Source organism: Corynebacterium drakensteinense, from assembly GCF_041224285.1.
Classification (GTDB): domain Bacteria; phylum Actinomycetota; class Actinomycetes; order Mycobacteriales; family Mycobacteriaceae; genus Corynebacterium.
Genome location: NZ_JAXOFP010000020.1, coordinates 18,469 through 37,573 on the forward strand (window position 1 = coordinate 18,469; position 19,105 = coordinate 37,573).

The following is a 19,105-nucleotide window of genomic DNA, read 5'->3' on the forward strand; positions in this document are numbered from 1 at the left end:
CAACCGGGCCCGAGGGCCCGGTTTTTGCATCCCCGAAAGGCCGACCATTTCAGTACCGCCTACACCCCGCCTGATTGCACCAGGGATATACTGTTTTTACTTCTGTCACTTGCTACAGTCAGGTGGCTAACTTTTTACCCGATGTACTTTGGAAAAATCATTTCTGGAAAGGCCTCAGACGTGAAAAAACTTGCCGCAATTTTCGGCTCGTTCACCATCATTGCGAGCTTGTTTTCTTCCCCGATCGAGGCACACGCTAACCCTGCGGGTTCCAGCGATTCGGCGCGCTCTGGCGCCGTGGTAAATCTTGCTTCTTCCGCACCTGCCCTCCCCGCCAGCTCTCTTGTGCCGCGCTGGGATCATTTCCAGCTGGGCTCGCAGATTCTCGAGTTTTTCCACAACTCCACCGATGAGGCCTACCGCGCGTTTTACGCAACGCTGCCCAAAGAGGTCCAACAGCTATCGTCCACTCCACAACCGCGCAGTAAGCCGACCCCACCAAACTTGGCGCCTGGTTATCAACCACCAGCTCCTGTCACCCCATCTGGTGATTGCTCGAACTGCGTGGCTTTAACTTTCGACGACGGCCCGCAACCGCCGACCAACCGGATCCTGGATACTCTCGACGCCAAACAAGCGAAGGCAACGTTTTTCGTGCAAACCCCGATGGTGCATGCCTTGCCGGATACGGCGCGTCGCATCGTCAACTCCGGCCACACCATCGGCAACCACGGTACGACGCACGTGAACTTCGCGCTGAGCAGCCCAGCACGGGTCAATGCCGAGATCACGCAGAACACCCGAGCTGTGCAATCTGTAACGGGAACAACCCCGCGCTGGTTGCGCCCGCCTTATGGCGCGCACAGTGATCACGTCGTGCAGGCAGCGCGTGCGCACGGCATGGGCGTTGCACTGTGGGATGTCATCGTCTTTGACTGGCGCGATCGCAATGCTCAGACCGTCTGCGAACGTTCGGTCAACCAAGCCGACGGTGGCGAGGTGGTGCTGCTGCACGATATCCACAACACCACGGCGGATGCGACCACCTGCATCATCGACGGGCTGCGCGCCAAAGGGCTAGAACCAGTGACTTTGGACCGCCTGCACGGCGCCCCAGAACCAGGCCGGGTCTACGGCACCCGCTAACTGCGGAGTATGTCGCGTAGTGCAACGGAGTAGTGCAAGGTAGTGCACGCAGCGGCCATGGCTAAACGGCTGCACAACTTAGCCCGTGGCCGCCGTCGTTAAGCTGCGTTATTCAACCGCTTCACGAACTGCTGTGGTCGGTCCACCGTCACGCGGTAGGTTTTGCCATCTGCCATCTCCAGCACCAAGTTCGCCGCGCCCGCGTGCATGGACAATGCACCTCCGACGAAGTGCACGCCGAAGGTATTACGTTCCAATGGCAAAGGGTCCTGTGGAATTGCAGCTTCCTTGATATCTGCGAAGTTGCAGGTTTTTACGGGGACCCACAGGACTTTGATTTTTAGCGTCTGCTGCTTCTGGTCTAACTGAGTGTCGATATGAAACAACACGACGATTGCCGCCACGATGACCATGGGAAACGCCATCCAACTCATCATGAGCAAAAACCAGATGGTGATCGCTACTGTCACTGCGGTCAAAACCCAGCGAGCAGCGTTGTATCCAAAAACTTGTGAATGTAGACGAGATTGTTGATTCGTCATAAGGAATTCCGCCTTCAGGGATTAAAGTGTCACGTAAACCCAGGGTACCCAAATAATTTGCGGAAGTTTTTGGGATTCTACATTTTTCGGCGACCCCGTTTAAGATGTCTCCAGAACTCGTCGGCAAGCACGCTACGCCGCCACGAAATTATTGCCTCGACCGATCCTTCTGGAGCCCACCTATGTCGCCTCGCCGCACACTATTCCGCCGCGCAAGTGCCCTCGCGTTGTCCGCCGCGCTCAGCCTGCCTGCGGCTGCCGCCGTCTCGTCCGCCGTCGCTACCCCACAAGCCCACGCGCAACCGGGTTCCAGCGAAACCAGCTCCCGCATCGCCTTCGACGGCTCGTCGGAGCCGATGGCCGATTGGTCCAAAGACCCCGCGGTGCAAGGCCACGTGCTCGACGTCCTCCAGTTCTTCCAGAACGACACCCCCTGGCGACACATGCCCATGTGGAATCTCTGGGGTTCGCCAACGCCATACCCGATCGAAAACGAACGGGATTTCGCCGAACCGCGTCTGATCAACCGCGAGCCGGATGAGCGTTTCGACGTCGAGCGCCTCTACGTAGAATCCCCGGCGATGCGTCGCGTCGTGCAGGTCCAGGTGCAGTATCCAAAAGACCGCGAGAAGGCAGCACCAATGCTGTATCTTCTCGACGGTGTTTCCGCCCCACGCCAATCCGGCTGGCTGCGCAAGGGCGATGTGCAGGGCACCATGGCGAATGAGCACGTCACCACCATCATGCCGGTCGAAGCCGGCGGCACCAACTACACCGACTGGAACGAGACCGACCCATACCTGGGCCGTGCGAAGTGGGAGACCTTCCTCACCCAAGAATTACCCGGTGTGCTGGAGCAACAAACCGACATCGCCTTCAACGGCGAGCGCTATATCGGCGGGCTGTCCATGGGCGGCTCGGCTGCTATTCGCCTGGCCAACTTGTACCCACAGCTATATTCGGGCACGTTTTCGGTCTCGGGTTGCTATTCGTCGACCAGCACCGCCGGCCGGGCCTATTTCAACTTGGGCTCGCGCGTCATGGGCGGCAACCCGGATCTGATGTGGGGCCCGGGCACCAGCCCAGAGCGCCTGCGTAACGACGTCATTTCCGACCCTCGAGGCATCGCCCAAATGCCGGTCTATATCTATTCCGCCAACGGCCACGCCACTCAGCACGATATCGATCTCGCCCGCCCAGAAGGCGTCCCGACGTTTTTCGGCAACATCACGCTGGAAAAACTCACCAACCAGTGCACCGCGGAACTGGAGCACTCACTAAAAGAAAATAACTTGCTGCACGAGGGCATCGAGTTCGACTACGCGCCAACCGGCATCCACGACTGGCCTTATTACAAGCAACAGCTTCCGGTCGCCTGGGCCAGCGTCACACAAGGCAAATACACCTATAAATAGGGCGCTCTAGGGCGGTCTAGCAAGCCGATATACTTGGGCGGTATGAAACTGTCGCGCACTTTTACCACTCTGGCCGCCACGTCCGCGCTCACGCTGGCCGCGTGTTCCAACGCGCAGGAGACTGCCGACGAGGTGGCAGATAACGCTACCGAGCAGGCCTCGAGCGCAGTTGAATCCGCTACTGGCGACGCAGCAGCCGACCAGAAATACCCCGACATCCTATCTGCCGAGCTCTCCGGCCCCGACGGCACGGAATACGACATCGCCGTCACCGTCTCCTCGCCGTACGATTCCCCAGATCGCTACGCCGACGGCTGGCGCGTGCTCGACGAAGACGGCAACGTGCTAGCCGAACACGAACTCGCCCACGATCACGCCAACGAGCAGCCGTTTACTCGCTCGCGTGGTCCTTTCGTCATCCCCGAGGGCGTCGCCAAGATCACCGTCGAAGGCCACGACCAAGAACACGGTTACGGCGGCGAGACCATCACCATCGACGTCCCGCGTTAAGCCGCACCCGCGCTAGATTTCCAACCCGATCCACAGCGGTTCGGGCTCTAGTTCTACCCGAAATTTCTCGTGTACCCCGGCGCGCACCTGTCGGGCTAGCTTGACGACGTCGTCTGCACTCGCATTTCCGCGATTGGTCAGTGCCAGCGTGTGCTTCGTCGACAAGCGCGCCGGTGCGTGCTCGCCCGGGAATCCTTTGGCAAAACCAGCCCGGTCGATCAACCACGCTGCCGACAGTTTCACCAGTGCTTCTGCGGCTCCATTTCCAGCCCCACCGGCAACCCCTGCGGCACCAGAACCGCCCGTGGCCATGCTGCCTGCATCCACCGGGAACCGCGGCATGCCCGCGGCCTCGTCCGAGCCCAACTCGACGGCGACCATCTGGGTGATCTCGTCGGCAAGCGATTCCGGCACCACCGGGTTGGTGAAAAACGAACCCGCCGACCAGGTGTCATGATCCGCCGGATCGTGCACCATCCCCTTGGAACGACGCAGGCCCAGCACCTCCTCGCGCACGGCAGCCGGATCGCGGCGCTGTCCCGGCTCACCCGCCAGCTGGCCGAAACGCAGCGGCGCCGAAAGACCATCGGTGTGCAGCTGAAACTCCACGGCCAGCACCACCCCGCGCGCGGTGAACTTCAAATTCGAATAGCGATACGCCAAATCCAGCGCACTGGCAGGCACCCATTCGACGGTGCCCGTCGCACGATCCAACAGCTGCACGCGGGTGAGCACATCTGCGATCTCCGCACCATAAGCGCCGACGTTTTGCACTGGGGTGGCACCGGCTGAACCCGGAATCCCCGACAAGCACTCCAGGCCGCCCAATCCGGCCTCGATACTGGCGGCGACCACCTCATCCCACACCGCACCGGCGCCTGCTCGCAGCAGGCCGGCGGAAGGCTCGATCTCCAAGTGATCGTCGTCCATAATCACCGCGACCACATCGAGGGCATCATCGGTGACCAGCAAATTGGAACCGCCACCGACAACCAACAGTGGCAGCCCGGCGGCATCCAACACGCGGACCACCGCAGCGGCGGCCTCGCTGGTGGTCACGCGCACCGCAGCCTGCGGCGCACCACCCAGGTGGAACGTCGTGAGTTCCGCAAACTCGACGCCATCGACGTGGAGGAGCGAGCCGTCGTCGACAAGCGTGCGTAATTCCGGATTTTCTAGGGCCTTATTTGCTTGCGTCTTAAAATCATTCATCACTTTCACAGGGTAGTCTGTAGGGCATGTCTACCCGTAGCGAAAACACAGTAACGATCAACCAACCCGCCGAAAAGGTACACCAGGCGCTGACCAACGAGAAGTACTGGGCATTCATCGCCGAAAACCTCTCCCCAGAACCAGGTGAGCTCAACCAGTTCGCGAACAACGAGGCCACCTTGTTCGAGCTGCTGCCAGTCACCATCCTGCCGGAGGCCGTACGCGCGATGGTGTCGCAGTCGCTGAAGGTCAAGCGCACCGTCAAGATCGGCGAGCTGGCCGGCGACAAAGCCGAGCTTTCCTACAACGCCGACGTCAAGGGCACCCCGGTGGATTTCAAGGGCGCCATCAACCTGGCAGGACAGGGTGAAACCACTACCTTGAGCTACACCAACGATGTCTCCGTCAACATCCCGATGATGGGCGCTGCTATCGAACCGAAGGTCGGCGAGGCCCTGGACGAACTGTTCAGCAACGAAGGCGAACTGACCGAAAAGTGGATTAACGAAAACCTCTAAGCCACGCTAACTCACGCTAGACTGTGCCTATGCCATCTAGCTCTCAAGCGAAATCATCCGCCGCAACCGCCTGGAAAGTCATCGTCGCCGTCTTAGTCGCGGTATTAGTTCTGGTGTTGTTGGCGGAATTCGCCGCGCGTTATTTCATTGGCCAGCAGCTGCGCTCTAGTTTCCGCGAAGATATCGAGGCGCAGGGCATCGAGATGACCAAAGATCCCGAGGTTTCTTTCGGTTCCAGTCCGGTGCTGTTCGGTCTGGTAGGCGGCAAACTCACCGAGGTTAATATCGATACCCCGTCGACGCTGCAGCAGGATCCCGAGGGCAACTACAAGGGTATGCCAGCCTCGCACGTGCATATGGAGGCAATGTCTCTGCAGTCTGGCGAGGCGGAGTTTTTGCGCACCCGCTCCGAGCTTCCCGATGACTTCCTCACCCACACCATCCAAGAGGAGCTGCGCGGGCAACTCGGCGGCGCGGGTTTTTTGGGTGATCTGGTCGTCTCGGACATCACCACGGACAAAGAAGCGCAAACGATCAGCATCAAATTCTTATCCGGCGCGGCAAATCTGTCTTTGCGCCCGCTTGTCGACGAAGCCGGCAACGTCGCTTTCGAGGCTTCCGAAGCGAAACTACTGGGCTTCTCGCTCCCGGACGGCGCTGCCGACGGTATCGCAAACTCTTTGAATCAGAACCTTCGCGAGGCCACTGGTGGGCAGCTGGACATCACCGCGATCGAATTCAACGACAGCGGTTTGTTGATCACGATGGAAGGCCACAATGTGAACCCTTCGCACATGAGCAAAGAGCTCAACGCAGAACCGGGCACGGGTGAAACAGGCGCTGGTGCTGGTACTGGTGCTGATGCTGGTTCTGGTGCAAAAACTGGCAGCCCTTCCGGCAGTAACTCCGACGCGCCAGTCCGAAACACTTAGGAGCTGACGCCTCGTAGGTCTTCCGAGTCCACCGGCACTACCGCCAAGATTTGCTTGGCGGTTTCTGTTTTTTCTGGGCCCTTTTCTAAGGCCTTTTTGTTTGCCGCCAAATCCGCGGATTCAGCCACTAACCATTCCGCCAGCGAAGATACCGGCAGTGATGCAGATTGCTGGCAACCATTCTGCTCTGTGATTGCTGCCCTGCCTGCCCCCGCGTCGAGGACCGTGGGGATCCGATCGGGCAATTGTTGCGCGGCTGCTAGCAGCCCCGTGACTGCAGGCATGTTCGTGGCTGCAGGAGCAGAAGAATATTCCGGGGGCATGACCACCAACTGGTCCACCTTCGCGAACTCACAGGTAGAGACTAATTCGCTGCACCGCTGGGCACTAGCACGCGCGTCGGAATGCGGCTCAGAGCCACTGGGTTGCAATCCGGCATAATCCGGAACCACGACCCCTAAGTGAGCTGGATACGGTACAGCCTCCCGCAAACTAATCATGTCACTGAGTGCGGCGTTAGCATCAGCGGTACTGGTATCAACGCACGCCCATATTCGGTGCGCGCCTTGGGAAATCGCTAGCCTGGCCTCCGATGCTTTTACCAAGATATGATGCCGGCCAGTTGGAAACCCCACCGCCGCGATGATGGTCAGCACCGTGGATTCATCGGTGTCCCCGGCGCCGTCGTTGGCATCCACACCAGCCTTGATCCCCGGTCCAGCGTGGTTCCCCGGGTCAGTGTTAGTATCCGGGCCAGCGTGGTTGTGCCGAATATATTTATCCAGTGCTTTCGCAGCCGTCGCCACGTGATTCGGGCTGACCACAATCGCGCCGATACCAGCGGCGATCGCGGCAGGCACCCCAGCGCGCACGTCGTTAAGACAAAAATGCGCGGGACGAAAGTCCCACGCCAAAAACCGGTGCAGCCAGTTATCTTCCATCAACTAATCCCAGCGATACTCACCGTTAATGAGCGCCTTCAGCGACGGCCGGACATCAAACCAGTAGATACCGATAACCACCATACCGACCCACGGCAAAATCGGAATGGGCATCGGCACGATAAACGCCGAACCAGCCAACATCGCGACCCAGACCATTTTCGACTGCCGGGAATCCGCGTCGAAGGCGTCGTCACGCGTCATGGCCGCAGAAATCGCCCCCACTAGGCCGGCGATGGCCACCAATGAATACAGGCCCTGCTGCAGCCAAAACACGCCGTCAATCAGGTTCTGCTGCCACGGCTCCAACGTTGGGCGATTCGGCGGCAACTGTGCCACATATTGGGTGTGCTCGGCGGCGAGGCTGGCTTGCGATAATACGTCAACAATCATGGGTTCTGGGTTTTCCTCGGGAATGATCAGTCTGATGAGCTCTGGCCGTTGACTTTCTGCCCATCAACGTCAATAACTTCGCCCTCAATGATACGTGGCCGCCCGTCATTCGTCGTACCCGCGTGCTCACCGGATCCACCTTTGCTGCCTGTACGTGTGGCCGCACTGTTGCGGGTCTTGCCGACGGCATCACTCAGACCAGAACTCAACTCGCGGCCCAGGTGCTTGCCTCGTTTCCACAACTTCGCCCCTGTGTCCTTGGCATCTTCGACACTTCCGATGCCGCGGAAGTCACGCGCGGTTTGCCGGGCGGCATTCTTTACGCTCTCAGCGGTGCCCCGGGCCCGGTAGTTCTCGGCGGCGTTTCCGGTGAATTCGCTTGCCACGGAACGAACCCGCGAACCTGTTTCTTTCAGTGACTCGACAATCTCGCTAGTAGAAAATCGTTGACGTTTATCAGTCATCGCTATGCTCCATCATTGCTTCGTCTGTGTTCCGTCTGTGTTCCAACGGTATTCCAACGGCGTTCCAACGGTGCGTCGTCTTTGTTCCGTCAGGATAAGTGCTGCGACCGATTTAGGCACCAAAAAGTAGTTGATTGACAGTGTAGATAACTAGCCCCGCAAGCGCACCAACCACCGTGCCATTCAAACGGATAAACTGCAGGTCTTTGCCCACCATGAGCTCAATCTTTTCGCTGGCCTCGTCGGCATCCCAGCGCGCGATGGTCTCAGAAATAATTCCGGTGACCTCCGAGGAATAGTTATTCGCCAAAAACTCCACCGCAGAGTTGATGCGACGATCCAATGACGTGCGCAACTCGGCATCAGATTGGATATTTTCACCCCAACGAACACACAGTTCGACGATTTTGCGTCGCAAGGTGGAATCTGGGTCTTCGGCGGCAGCAATCAAGCCCGACGAGCCTTTCTCCCACAGCAGTGCAGGCAGTGCGCGTACCGCACGGGAGCCTTGCAAATCAGCCTTCCAATCTTCGACTCGGCTAATCATGGTGCCATCAAATTGCAGGTCATACGCCAACTGCCGTAGACCCTTCCGGATGGATTTCCGCGCGGGATGCTGGCGGTCAGCTTCTACCTCGCGGATAAACGACGCCATTTCGCGGAAAACTTTTTCGCCCACCAACTGGCGAGCAAAACGCGGCGCCCACGTCGGCATGCGATCGTTGATCAGGGTGACGATGGAATCTTCCGACTCGTCGATCTTGTTTTTCGCCCAGGTCACGACCTCATCAACCGCTGGTTCAAGCTTGCCCTCATCGATCAGAGAATCGAGCGTGCGACCCAATGGCGGGCCCCAAATTGGTTCGGTTGCTTTATCGATCAGGTGCGTTTGGATCAGTTGCTCTGCTTCCTCCGCATCGACCGCACGCACAATATTGGTGGTGAGTTTTCCAGCCTCACGGGAGACCTTTTCTGCATTCTCACCCTCACTCAGCCACTTCCCCAGCCATTCCGGCAGCTGGGCCTCGCGCACCTTTGAAGTAATGAGCTCTGCATTCAGGAAGTTATCGCCGACGAACTGGGATAGCGAATCGCCCATCTGGTCTTTTTTCCTGCGAATCAGGGCTGTGTGCGGGATCGGCAACCCCATGGGGTGCCGGAACAACGCTGTGACCGCGAACCAGTCCGCAAGGCCACCGACCATGCCGGCTTCTGCTGCGGCGCGGACGTATCCTACCCACGCCGGGGTGGAACCGGGTTGGCTTTGCCACCAGGAACAGGCCAAGAATATGGCTGCCGCCAGTACCAACAAACCGGTGACGAAGATTTTGTGTTTGCGTAATTCCGCTGCACGTTGTGCATCTGTCGGCCCAGAACCAAACCCTGGCATAGTGTTAGCGCTCGGGCGTGTAGTGCTCTCGCTCGGGCGGGCGCGGTGTTGCGGGGTACTCATGTGGTTAATGATCTCCAGATCTCGAGAGACGAGGGTGGCAGCTTCGGAGTAAAGCTGCGAAAAGCCCCGCCCCGCCTAGACGCGGTGGGCATCTAAGCAGGTGCGGGGCCAGGCTGGCAGAAAAGGTGGTGCTAGGAGGTGCGTCCCGTTTCTTTTACGTAATTGCGGTAGTGGCGACGCCCGTAGTGAATGCTGCCAAAAGCACCAACCAGGGTGACGACAACGCCGATGGCACCAATGATGGTGAGCAAATTAGAATAGTTAGTAGCAGTGCCGGTTCCCCAAATGCCAGTACCGATACCCCAGATCAGGGTGCCGGCGAACGGGAAGAAGCACAACAGCAGACCCATTCCAGCCCACGTAGAGGTACGCAGCAACGACGAGTGCGGAGCTGCCAGCGAGACTGGGTTGTAGCCCTCAATGTAGCTGTCGTGCAGTTCCTGCGAATAGCTTGGGTAGGTCTCCGCAGCGAAGTCCGCTACTTGTTCGTTGGTGCTCATTAGGTGCCAAAGCCTTTCTTCTGTATCACTAGTGACAACTCTAGTCTAGATTCATTGCCAGCAAAAGTGGTGTCGGGGCGGGCTATGTACCGCCCCGAGAGATTAGTCGTCCTTCGAGCGGAATGCCGCGCGGGCGCGCTCGCGAGTGACTGCCGAAACCGCAGTCAGCGGGATGCCTGCTGGGCAAACATCGGCGCACTCACCGTACAACGAGCAACCACCGAAGTTCTGCTCAAGTTCGTCAACCATGTTGCGAGCACGCTTGCCGCGTTCTTTGGCACCGAGCGGCGACATCGACAAGTGCACCAGCTTCGCACCGGTGAACAAGTGTGCTGCGCCGTTCGGGCAGGCTGCCACACAGGCGCCACAGCCGATGCAGGCCGCGTGGTCGAGTGCGAACTCGTTATCCTGCGAGTTCTGCAGCAGGGTGTCAGCATCCGGTGCGGTACCCGCGTCCATGGAGACGTAACCACCTTGGTGCATGATGTCGTCCAGGGCGGAACGGTCAACGACCATGTCCTTGATGACGGGGAATGCAGCGGAGCGCAGTGGCTCCAAACGCAGGGTGTCGCCATCGTTGAACTGGAATAGACGCTGCTGGCACGCCGGGGTGTTCTGGCCTGGGCCGTGTGGGCGTCCGTTGATCAGCAAACCACAGGTACCGCAGATGCCTTCACGGCAGTCGGAGGCAAAAGCGAATGGTTCTTTGTTGTTTTCGATACGTCCGGTGTTGACGTGGTCCAACAGTTCCAGGATGGACATCTGCTCGACGGCGTCGTCGACCTGAACGGTCTCGAAGCTGCCTTCTTGCGTAGGTCCGGCCTGACGCCAGACTTCAAGTGTCAATTTCATTACTTGTAGTTCCTTGTCATCAGCGGGATCGAGTCGAAGTACAGAGGATCAGCGTGGCGGATGAATTTCTCCGGGCCGTTTGGCTGCCATGCCGAAACGAAGCACCAATTTTCGTCGTCACGCTCCGCCTCGCCGTCTTCGGAAAGGTGATCGTCGCGGTAGTGCGCACCGGCCGACTCGTCACGGTCAAGTGCATCGACGCACATCAGCTCACCGAGGTCGATGTAGTCGGCAACGCGCTGTGCGTATTCCAGATCCTGGTTCATGTCGTGCAGCTGGCCAGTAACGCGAACGTTTGCCCAGAAGTCACGACGAATCTCGCGGATCTTCTCGATGGAAGTCTTCAGGTCTTCGACGTTACGAGACACACCACAGCCCCAGTACAGGATCTCGCCCAACTGGCGGTGGTAGTGCTCAGCACCGTGTGGGTCATCGCCTTCAATGTCCATCAGACGGTTCAAGCGATCTTTCACCTCTTCAACGACTTCCTGTGCCTCGGCGGAATCTGCGGACAGCTTTTCTTCGCCAAGGTGGTTAGCCAGGTAGTTCGGAATGGTGAACGGCAGGGTGAACCAACCATCGACCGATGCCGAAAGCAGCGAGTTAGCGCCCAGTCGGTTAGCACCGTGGTAGGTCCAAGAAGCCTCACCGGCAGCGAACAAGCCGTCGATGGAGGTCATCTCGTTGAAGTCGGTCCACAGACCACCCATGGTGAAGTGACAGGTCGGTGCAATACGCATCGGAGTCTCGTATGGGTCTTCACCAATGGACTCTTCGTACATCTGGAACAAGTTCGAGTAGCGCGAACGCACGGTTTCTTTACCCAGGCGCTCGATCGCATCGCGGAAGTCCAGGTAGCAAGAGTTCTGCATCGGACCAACACCCAGACCAGCGTTGATCTGCTGCGACAGTGCACGGGAGGCAACGTCACGTGGAACCAAGTTACCGAACGCTGGGTAGCGACGCTCCAGGAAGTAGTCGCGCTCGTCCTCCGGGATGGAGTTCGGGTCGCGATCGTCGCCTTCCTTCTTTGGCGACCAAATACGGCCGTCGTTTCGCAGCGACTCCGACATCAGCGTGGTCTTCGACTGCCAGGTGGAGTTCACCGGCAGACCGGTCGGGTGGAACTGAATGTAGGCCGGGGATGCCAGGTATGCGCCGCGCTCGTAAGCACGCATCATGGCGCCAGCGTTCGAGTTCTTCGCCAGAGTCGACATGTGGTAGACGTTGCCGTAACCACCAGTAGCGATGACGGTCGCGTGACCAGTGAAGGCCTTGATCTCACCGTCGATGAGGTTGCGGGTAACGATTCCGTCGCAGTGCTTGACGCCATCGATCTCGCGAACGATGATGTCCTGCATGTCATGGTGGGCGAACATTTCGACATTGCCCAGGCCAATCTGGCGGTACAGAGCCGAGGTGGTCGACAGCTGCAGCTGCTGACCGGTTTGTCCACGGGTGTAGTAGGTACGGGAGACCTGCACACCACCGAAGGAACGGGTAGCCAAGGTACCGCCGTATTCACGAGCGAATGGTGCACCGATGGCGTTCATGTGATCGATAACGCGGCCAGACTCCAGCGCAAGGCGCCAGCAGTCAGACTCGCGGCAGCGGTAGTCGCCGCCCTTAACGGTGTCTTTGACGTGACGGTAAGCCGAGTCGTTGTCGACCTTCTTACCGCGGGCCGAGTTCACACCACCCTGTGCAGCAATGGAGTGCGCACGACGCGGTGAATCGTGATAGGAGAATACCTTTACGTCATAGCCCAGCTCACCGAGGGCTGCCGCTGCAGCACCACCCGACAAACCAGTACCAACGATAAGGACGGTGAACTTACGGCGGTTCAGCGGGGAGACCAGGTTCATGTGGTCTTTGTGGTAATTCCACATATCCCGCATTGGAACGCCCTTTGGTTCCGCGTTTTCCAGAATGTCGCCTGGGGTGACTCCATCGACGATAGAGTCTGGCTGGCGGAACTCTTTACGAGTCGAAGTTTCTGTGTTGCTCATAATCTTACTTTCCGATCAGGCTAGAACGTTGTCAGCGAACTGTGTCAGCTCTTAGCGACGCTCTAGCTCACCCAACCAAACAGGACGGACACGGGCATAACGATGTTGCCAATGACAACCACAGCTGGGATGACATAAGCAATCACGACGAGGGTTTGACGCCACTTGCGGCCGGTGATACCCAGGTCCGACACAGCCAAGCGAATGCCGTGGGACATGTGCAGGAACAGCAGCACCATGGCCACCACGTAGAAGAGGGTGACTGGCCAACGGCTAAAGGTGGCAAGCATGTTGGCGTGTACTTCACCGTGGACGAATTGATCGGTAGCTGCCGGCGCAACGCCCAAGGTCAGATCCAGCAAGTGGAAGCAGACGAACAGCAGGATAAACAGTCCGGTCACCAGCATGGTGCGGGTGGCGAAGGAATCGACGCCACCCATCAGGTTGGTGCGGTTGAACTTACCGCGAGACTGCTTTGCGCGGCTGATCAGCACGAATGCTCCCCAGACGTGCAGAATCAGTGCTGCAAGCAGAACGATACGGAATCCCCACAGGAATGCGTGTTCTGGCAGCAATGGCGAACCCATGCTGCGCAAGAACTCACCGTATTCATCCAAGGCTGGTACGCCATCGTGCGCTGGGGCGTATAGCTTCAGGTTTCCGGCCATGTGTCCGAGTGTGAACAGCACGAACAGCAGACCGGTAACCGCCATAATCAGCTTGATTGCCCAAGTTGGAACTGATGGCGATTCGCGAATTTTTTCATTCGAAATTTTTCCGTGGGCGATTGCCTCACGATCAGGATTCTTTATTGTCATGGCACCTCCATTGTCGCTATAACCATACGGCGATCGGGGGTGTTGACGCGAACTAAAACAGTGCACTGGGTGCGTTTTTGGCGCGATAGTCTTAGTTTTACGGGGGTGCTTTATGCAAGGCTAGGCTTAAAGAAAATTCCCGATATCGCTACTGCCACGAACCTTAGGGCATCTTCATTCGCGATACGTCACTTTTTTACGATTTTTGTGAATTTGCACACAGTGAATTTTCAGCTCGGCAACGTTCACCCATACTGTGTCAAACTTTCGATCAGTATCAGAATTCCCTCGCGCCACACGAGATTGCAGCATGCCTAATTCCCACCCCGAAACACACCATTTAGATCTAAAATTCGCCACCGCCGAGGCTCAACCCGGCAGGGCGATCTGCGGCTTCCTTAAAGACACAGAAACGGCCGCTCCACCGTCGTCAAGCGGTAGAGCGGCCGTGGACCTAGGTTTGTCGACCGACCTCGATTGTTAGAGGTTGATCATGTGCCCATCGGCAACGCCGTGGGCGACTTCCTTCATACCTTCGGACAAGGTTGGGTGGGTGTGAATATTGCGCGAAATTTCGCCTGCGGTCAGGTCGAAACGCTGCGCCAAGGTCAGCTGCGGCAGCAGCTCGGAAACGTTGGAACCCACCAGGTGAGCGCCCAAGAGTTCGCCAAATTCACCATCGGCAACCAGCTTGGTAAAGCCAGCGGATTCGTTCAGACCCAACGCCTTACCGTTCGCAGAGAATGGGAAGGTAGCGACCTTGATGTCGCGATCTGGCCATTTCTCCTTGGCGGCTTCTTCGGTGTATCCAAAGGAAGCAACCTGCGGGTTACAGAAGGTAGCGCGCGGCATCATCTGGTAGTCACCCAATTCCTGGGTTTCTGCGCCAGCGATCGTTTCTGCGGCTACAACACCTTGAGCTTCTGCCACGTGAGCCAGCTGCAGTTTCGCGGTGACATCGCCGATGGCGTAGATGCCATCAACGTTGGTGCGCATGCGCTCGTCGATAGCAATCGCACCGCGCTCAGTCAGTTCCACACCAGTGTTTTCCAGACCAAAGCCTTCGACGCGTGGAGCGAAGCCCACAGCAACCAGGCAACGATCGACAGTCAACGTGTCCTGGGTCTTGCCGTCCTTCGACTCGACTTCAACAGTGACGTTGTCGCCATTGTCTTTCACCGAAGTCGTCTTGTAGCTCGTCAGCAGTTTCACGCCAAGCTTCTTGTACTGCTTCGCGATCTCCTTGGAGACGTCAGCATCTTCATTTGGCAGAACGCGGTCCATGAACTCGACGACGGTGACATCAACGCCATAGTTCGCCAGAACATAAGCAAACTCCATACCGATTGCACCGGCACCAACGATCACCATCGAATCTGGTGCGTTTTCGTCGAGAATTTGCTCTTCGTAGGAAACGATATTGCCACCAAGCTCGATGCCAGGCAGGGTCTTGACGACGGAACCGGTTGCGATGATGCAGTCATCGAAAGTCAGCGTCTTGCCTTCGTCGTCGCCTTCCTTCACCTCGATGGTTTTAGCATCTTTGAAGTGCCCCAGGCCGTTGATTTCCTGGATCTTATTCTTCTTCATCAGGTAATGGATGCCGCCAACGATTTTCTTGGAAACCTTGCGCGATCGCTTGTGCGCAGTTGGGTAATCGAAGGAAACATCACCAGAGATGCCAAAGTCTTTGGCTTCATGATTGAACGTGTGGGCAACCTCAGCATTTTTCAGCAGTGCCTTCGACGGAATACAGCCAACATTGAGGCAAACGCCGCCCCAATACTGCTTTTCGACGACGGCAACTTTTTTGCCTAGCTGGGCAGCGCGGATGGCGGCAACGTATCCGCCTGGTCCGGCGCCGAGTACAACGAGATCATAATGTTCTTTAGTCACGGTACCCAGCATACGTAATCGCCACAGACATGTGAAAGCACCCGCGAGAAGTATTCCCGGGGATCAGCTCGGGAAAATTTTCTGCGGGCGCTAAGACTTCGGACGCGGAATCTTTAAAGCAGGTTGAGAATAGCGCTCAGCTTGGAAAAGCTAGCGAAGAATTCATGGATCCCTGGGCCAAAGAAGTTGTTGGACATTGCGATCAAGTTGTCGAGCTGCATAGAAAACTCTTTCAATTAGGGAAGTGAACGTGGAATTTAAGCATCATTGAGCCTATGCCAACCACACCACATCTGCAAGATATTTCACACGTGTAACAAAAATTGCTTAAGGAACGACTGCACTAGCAACGGGCAAATACACCTAAAACATGCCAACGAATTATGGGTATGGCCAAGGTGTATGCGCTAAGCTACTATCCAACTGTTATCAAGTTTTACGTTTCGACGCCGGAAGCTTCTGTTCCTCCTGAATTTTCACGACGTCTTAATCTTCACACTGTGTAAGGACCACGCATGAAACTTCGCAACGTCTTCGTTGCCGCCGCTGCTGTGAGCACGCTGGCGCTTACCCCTGCAGCCGGAATCGCCCAGGTCAACGCGAACACTGGTATTGCCCACGATGTCGTCGCGCAGCCTGCCCCAGAAAACACAATTCCAGTCGGCACGGTCAGTGAAGAAATCCAGCCAGAAGAATTCGAAGATTCGTCTTGGCGCAGCATCGTGGAAGAAAAAGGCGATCGCGTGCAGGAAGTCACCGTGTACTCGCCATCCATGGACCGGAAGATCCCCGTTGTCACCATCAAGGCTGACCAATCCGCTGGCCCACGCCCAACCCTGTACCTGCTCAACGGTGCCGGTGGCGGTGAGCAGTCCGCGAACTGGATCGCACAAACTGATGCGGTTGATTTCTACCTGGAAAAAAACATCAACGTCGTCATCCCAATGCGCGGAGCGTTCTCCTACTACACAGACTGGAACGAGACTCCAGCTAACAGCAAATACCTCAAGGGCCCACAGAAGTGGGAAACCTTCTTGATCAACGAACTGCCAGAACCAATCGAAAAGCACCTGGGTGCGAACGGCAAGCGCGGCATTGCTGGTATGTCGATGTCGGCTACTAGCTCGTTGCTGCTGGCCGCCCACAACCCAGGCCTCTACGACGCCGCCGGTTCTTTCTCCGGTTGTGCCGAAACCAATTCCCCAATGGGCCGCGCCGCAGTAGGCCTGACCGTTAACCGTGCCGATGCCCACCCTGATCAGATCTGGGGTCCGATGGGTTCGAAGCGCGCCCTGGAAAACGATGCACTCTTGCAAGCTGAATTCCTGCGCGGCACCGCCCTCTATGTCTCTAATGCCACCGGCTTGATTGGCGAGCGCGAGACGCTGCAAGGTTTGCGCGAACAAGGCATCCCAGAACAAGCTTTGTCCGCTAACCAAGCTAACTTGGCTATCGCAGGTGGCGGCATCGAAGCAGTCACCAACGCTTGCACGCACCGTCTCGTCGCCAAGCTGAACCACCTGGGCATCCCAGTCGATCACCACCGTCCAGCGACCGGTACCCACACGTGGTCCTACTGGCAGGATGACCTGCGCACCTCGTGGCCAACTTTTGCACGCGCCTTCGGGATTGCCGAGTAAATCTTCATCATTCGGTCTAATTCGAGATCAGAATAAAACCGAATAATAAAGCCCGGTGGGAAATCTTCCCGCCGGGCTTTAACTTTGCCCTATTAGCTTCCACCGGGCAGCTGCCACCGGCTCGGTCTGCTCGGTGATTAGTCGCCTAAACTGGTGTCATGTCCACCATGCTTGTCACCGGCGGCGCCGGCTTTATCGGCGCGAATTTCGTGCATCTGACCCGCAAGCTATACCCAGATATCGACGTTATTGTGCTGGATAAGCTGACCTATTCCGGCAACCGAGCCAACCTACACGGCACCGAGTGTGAACTCATCGTCGGCGATATCGCGGATGCTGAACTCGTCGACAAGCTTGTCCACCGCGCGGATACCGTGGTGCATTTTGCCGCGGAATCGCACAACGATAACTCCCTGCGAGATCCTTCGCCATTCATCACTACCAACATCGTCGGCACCTTTTGCCTGTTAGAAGCGGTGCGCAAACACGACAAGCGTTTCCACCACATCTCCACCGACGAAGTTTTTGGCGATCTGCCGCTCGATGGCGCTGAGCAATTTAGCGAGACCACCGCCTACCGCCCATCCAGCCCGTATTCAGCGAGCAAAGCCAGCTCGGATCACCTGGTGCGTGCGTGGGTACGTTCATTTGGGGTGCGCGCGACTATTTCGAATTGCTCAAATAACTACGGAGCTTTTCAGCACGTCGAGAAGTTCATCCCGCGCCAAATCACGAATATTCTTTCCGGGCGCACACCGAAGTTGTATGGCACCGGGGCGCAGGTGCGAGATTGGATTCATGTCGACGACCACAACCGGGCAGTACACGCAATCCTAGAACGCGGCCGGATTGGGGAAACCTACAATATCGGCGCGCACGGCGAAGCCAGCAATCTCTCAGTTATTGAATTGATCTGTGAGCTCATGGGTGCCGAGGGGTTTGAGCACGTCGCTGATCGGCCGGGCCACGACCAACGCTATGCCATTGATCCGACGAAGCTCACCGAAGAGCTGGGATGGCAGCCAGAATTTACCGATCTCCGTGCCGGACTGGAACGCACCATCAACTGGTATCGCAAGCATGCCGACTGGTGGCGCGGTGCCAAAGACGCAGTGGAAACGAACTATGCAAAGCGAGGGCAATAGACAGTGACCAGTGACGAGACAGGAAAGCAGCCAACAACGGACCAAGCTCGCCCCCACGTGCACACCACAGATATCGACGGCCTGCTGGTAATCGACCTGCAGCTACACCAGGATTCACGCGGCTGGTTTAAAGAAAACTGGCAGCGTGAGATGTTTGTCGCCGCCGGTGTGCCCGATTTCGGGCCGGTGCAAAACAACATTTCTTTTAACGAAAAGGCCGGGGTCACCCGCGGGCTACACGCAGAGCCCTGGGATAAGTTCGTTTCGGTCGCCACCGGAGCCGTCTTTGGTGCGTGGTGCGACTTGCGCGCGGGGTCGCCAACCTTTGGTGTGACGGTCACCCAACGCATCGAGCCGGATACCGCGGTATTTGTGCCGCGTGGCGTCGCTAATGGATTCCAAGCACTGACAGACGCCACCGCTTATACCTACCTGGTCAACGATCACTACTCACCGGATGCGGAATACACCAACGTCAACCTCGACATGATCGAGTGGCCACTCGCACCTACCGAAATCTCCGACAAAGACAAAAACCATCCCCCGCTCGCACAAGCAACCCCGATGCCGCCGCGGAAAATCCTGGTCACCGGCGCCAACGGCCAGCTCGGCACCGCACTGCGCGCCGGGGGATTGGTGATGTCGAATTCTTCTCGTGAGCAAAATTCCACGTGCTCTTGGCCACGGTAAGCGGCGCGCAGTGCGGTGCCGAGCTGGCC

General features: G+C 57.6%; 18 protein-coding genes and 1 pseudogene. 8 read left to right on the plus strand and 11 right to left on the minus strand.

The features are described 5' to 3' along the window. Positions 1–141 precede the first annotated feature (141 nt). A complete protein-coding gene (locus U1140_RS09860; protein WP_369847536.1) occupies positions 142–1,146 on the plus strand; it encodes a polysaccharide deacetylase family protein in 1,005 nt (334 codons plus the stop codon). A gap of 98 nt (positions 1,147–1,244) precedes the next feature. Here the strand turns inward: U1140_RS09860 and U1140_RS09865 are convergent, their stop codons facing one another. Beyond that, positions 1,245–1,688 carry a hypothetical protein gene (locus U1140_RS09865; protein ID WP_369847538.1) on the minus strand — a complete coding sequence of 148 codons (444 nt, stop codon included), beginning with the start codon at positions 1,686–1,688 and terminating at the stop codon, positions 1,245–1,247. A 182-nt stretch (positions 1,689–1,870) separates the two neighbouring features. On the opposite strand from U1140_RS09865, the gene U1140_RS09870 reads away from it, so the two are divergent. Both U1140_RS09870 and U1140_RS09875 read left to right on the plus strand, forming a co-directional pair. After that, a complete protein-coding gene (locus U1140_RS09870) occupies positions 1,871–3,103 on the plus strand; it encodes an alpha/beta hydrolase (RefSeq protein WP_369847539.1) in 1,233 nt (410 codons plus the stop codon). 42 nt (positions 3,104–3,145) lie between these two features. After that, positions 3,146–3,613: a hypothetical protein gene (locus tag U1140_RS09875; protein WP_369847541.1), complete on the plus strand. Its 468-nt coding sequence runs from the start codon at positions 3,146–3,148 to the stop codon at positions 3,611–3,613. 12 nt (positions 3,614–3,625) lie between these two features. Here the strand turns inward: U1140_RS09875 and U1140_RS09880 are convergent, their stop codons facing one another. Continuing rightward, entirely contained in the window at positions 3,626–4,825 is a 1,200-nt protein-coding gene (locus tag U1140_RS09880) for a UDP-N-acetylmuramate dehydrogenase (RefSeq protein WP_369847543.1), read from the minus strand. A 26-nt stretch (positions 4,826–4,851) separates the two neighbouring features. On the opposite strand from U1140_RS09880, the gene U1140_RS09885 reads away from it, so the two are divergent. Both U1140_RS09885 and U1140_RS09890 read left to right on the plus strand, forming a co-directional pair. Next, positions 4,852–5,343 (plus strand): DUF2505 domain-containing protein, encoded by a 492-nt coding sequence (locus U1140_RS09885; RefSeq protein WP_369847544.1) that lies wholly within the window; start codon positions 4,852–4,854, stop codon positions 5,341–5,343. A gap of 29 nt (positions 5,344–5,372) precedes the next feature. Then, positions 5,373–6,275, plus strand: coding sequence for an LmeA family phospholipid-binding protein (locus tag U1140_RS09890; protein ID WP_369847545.1), 903 nt, complete (start codon positions 5,373–5,375; stop codon positions 6,273–6,275). Here U1140_RS09890 and U1140_RS09895 read toward each other — a convergent pair. The 9 genes from U1140_RS09895 to lpdA all read right to left on the minus strand — a co-directional run bounded on the left by U1140_RS09895 (position 6,272) and on the right by lpdA (position 15,601). Further along, positions 6,272–7,216, minus strand: a complete 945-nt coding sequence (locus U1140_RS09895) for a hypothetical protein (protein ID WP_369847547.1) — start codon at positions 7,214–7,216, stop codon at positions 6,272–6,274. The two genes, U1140_RS09890 and U1140_RS09895, sit on opposite strands and share 4 nt — an antisense overlap. Positions 7,217–7,219: 3 nt before the next feature. After that, positions 7,220–7,609: a DUF2516 family protein gene (locus U1140_RS09900; RefSeq protein WP_369847548.1), complete on the minus strand. Its 390-nt coding sequence runs from the start codon at positions 7,607–7,609 to the stop codon at positions 7,220–7,222. A gap of 26 nt (positions 7,610–7,635) precedes the next feature. Beyond that, entirely contained in the window at positions 7,636–8,073 is a 438-nt protein-coding gene (locus U1140_RS09905) for a hypothetical protein (protein ID WP_369847550.1), read from the minus strand. A 112-nt stretch (positions 8,074–8,185) separates the two neighbouring features. Continuing rightward, positions 8,186–9,463 carry a DUF445 domain-containing protein gene (locus U1140_RS09910; protein ID WP_369847562.1) on the minus strand — a complete coding sequence of 426 codons (1,278 nt, stop codon included), beginning with the start codon at positions 9,461–9,463 and terminating at the stop codon, positions 8,186–8,188. A gap of 194 nt (positions 9,464–9,657) precedes the next feature. Further along, the gene (locus U1140_RS09915; protein WP_369847551.1) at positions 9,658–10,026 is read right to left on the minus strand and encodes a hypothetical protein; all 369 of its coding nucleotides are present in this window, start codon (positions 10,024–10,026) and stop codon (positions 9,658–9,660) included. A 102-nt stretch (positions 10,027–10,128) separates the two neighbouring features. After that, complete coding sequence (locus U1140_RS09920) at positions 10,129–10,878, minus strand: succinate dehydrogenase/fumarate reductase iron-sulfur subunit (RefSeq protein ID WP_369847553.1); 750 nt, start codon at positions 10,876–10,878, stop codon at positions 10,129–10,131. Further along, positions 10,878–12,887, minus strand: coding sequence for a fumarate reductase/succinate dehydrogenase flavoprotein subunit (locus tag U1140_RS09925; protein ID WP_369847555.1), 2,010 nt, complete (start codon positions 12,885–12,887; stop codon positions 10,878–10,880). Before U1140_RS09925 ends, U1140_RS09920 begins: the two co-directional genes overlap by 1 nt. A 62-nt stretch (positions 12,888–12,949) precedes the next feature. Next, positions 12,950–13,705: a succinate dehydrogenase cytochrome b subunit gene (locus U1140_RS09930; RefSeq protein ID WP_369847556.1), complete on the minus strand. Its 756-nt coding sequence runs from the start codon at positions 13,703–13,705 to the stop codon at positions 12,950–12,952. A 480-nt stretch (positions 13,706–14,185) separates the two neighbouring features. After that, entirely contained in the window at positions 14,186–15,601 is a 1,416-nt protein-coding gene (gene lpdA, locus U1140_RS09935; RefSeq protein ID WP_369847557.1) for a dihydrolipoyl dehydrogenase, read from the minus strand. 515 nt (positions 15,602–16,116) lie between these two features. Between lpdA and U1140_RS09940 the strand changes: the two genes are divergently transcribed. The 3 genes and pseudogenes from U1140_RS09940 to U1140_RS09950 form a co-directional block, all read left to right on the plus strand. Further along, on the plus strand, positions 16,117–17,241 hold the full coding sequence (locus tag U1140_RS09940) for an alpha/beta hydrolase (protein WP_369847558.1): 1,125 nt from the start codon (positions 16,117–16,119) through the stop codon (positions 17,239–17,241). Between the two features lie 158 nt (positions 17,242–17,399). After that, positions 17,400–18,386: a dTDP-glucose 4,6-dehydratase gene (rfbB, locus tag U1140_RS09945; protein WP_369847560.1), complete on the plus strand. Its 987-nt coding sequence runs from the start codon at positions 17,400–17,402 to the stop codon at positions 18,384–18,386. Positions 18,387–18,443: 57 nt separating this feature from the next. After that, positions 18,444–19,007 (plus strand): annotated as a pseudogene (locus U1140_RS09950) (dTDP-4-dehydrorhamnose 3,5-epimerase family protein); the annotation flags it as partial. Positions 19,008–19,105 lie beyond the last annotated feature (98 nt).

Coding starts and splice junctions, on each gene's coding strand:
- U1140_RS09910 (WP_369847562.1), bottom strand. CDS start 9,463: ATGCCAGGGTTTGGTTCTGGGCCGACAGATGCACAACGTGCAGCGGAA.
- rfbB (WP_369847560.1), top strand. CDS start 17,400: ATGTCCACCATGCTTGTCACCGGCGGCGCCGGCTTTATCGGCGCGAAT.
- U1140_RS09895 (WP_369847547.1), bottom strand. CDS start 7,216: ATGGAAGATAACTGGCTGCACCGGTTTTTGGCGTGGGACTTTCGTCCC.
- U1140_RS09875 (WP_369847541.1), top strand. CDS start 3,146: ATGAAACTGTCGCGCACTTTTACCACTCTGGCCGCCACGTCCGCGCTC.
- U1140_RS09870 (WP_369847539.1), top strand. CDS start 1,871: ATGTCGCCTCGCCGCACACTATTCCGCCGCGCAAGTGCCCTCGCGTTG.
- U1140_RS09915 (WP_369847551.1), bottom strand. CDS start 10,026: ATGAGCACCAACGAACAAGTAGCGGACTTCGCTGCGGAGACCTACCCA.
- U1140_RS09920 (WP_369847553.1), bottom strand. CDS start 10,878: ATGAAATTGACACTTGAAGTCTGGCGTCAGGCCGGACCTACGCAAGAA.
- U1140_RS09860 (WP_369847536.1), top strand. CDS start 142: ATGTACTTTGGAAAAATCATTTCTGGAAAGGCCTCAGACGTGAAAAAA.
- U1140_RS09930 (WP_369847556.1), bottom strand. CDS start 13,705: ATGACAATAAAGAATCCTGATCGTGAGGCAATCGCCCACGGAAAAATT.
- U1140_RS09880 (WP_369847543.1), bottom strand. CDS start 4,825: ATGAATGATTTTAAGACGCAAGCAAATAAGGCCCTAGAAAATCCGGAA.
- U1140_RS09900 (WP_369847548.1), bottom strand. CDS start 7,609: ATGATTGTTGACGTATTATCGCAAGCCAGCCTCGCCGCCGAGCACACC.
- U1140_RS09925 (WP_369847555.1), bottom strand. CDS start 12,887: ATGAGCAACACAGAAACTTCGACTCGTAAAGAGTTCCGCCAGCCAGAC.
- U1140_RS09905 (WP_369847550.1), bottom strand. CDS start 8,073: ATGACTGATAAACGTCAACGATTTTCTACTAGCGAGATTGTCGAGTCA.
- U1140_RS09885 (WP_369847544.1), top strand. CDS start 4,852: ATGTCTACCCGTAGCGAAAACACAGTAACGATCAACCAACCCGCCGAA.
- U1140_RS09865 (WP_369847538.1), bottom strand. CDS start 1,688: ATGACGAATCAACAATCTCGTCTACATTCACAAGTTTTTGGATACAAC.
- U1140_RS09890 (WP_369847545.1), top strand. CDS start 5,373: ATGCCATCTAGCTCTCAAGCGAAATCATCCGCCGCAACCGCCTGGAAA.
- U1140_RS09940 (WP_369847558.1), top strand. CDS start 16,117: ATGAAACTTCGCAACGTCTTCGTTGCCGCCGCTGCTGTGAGCACGCTG.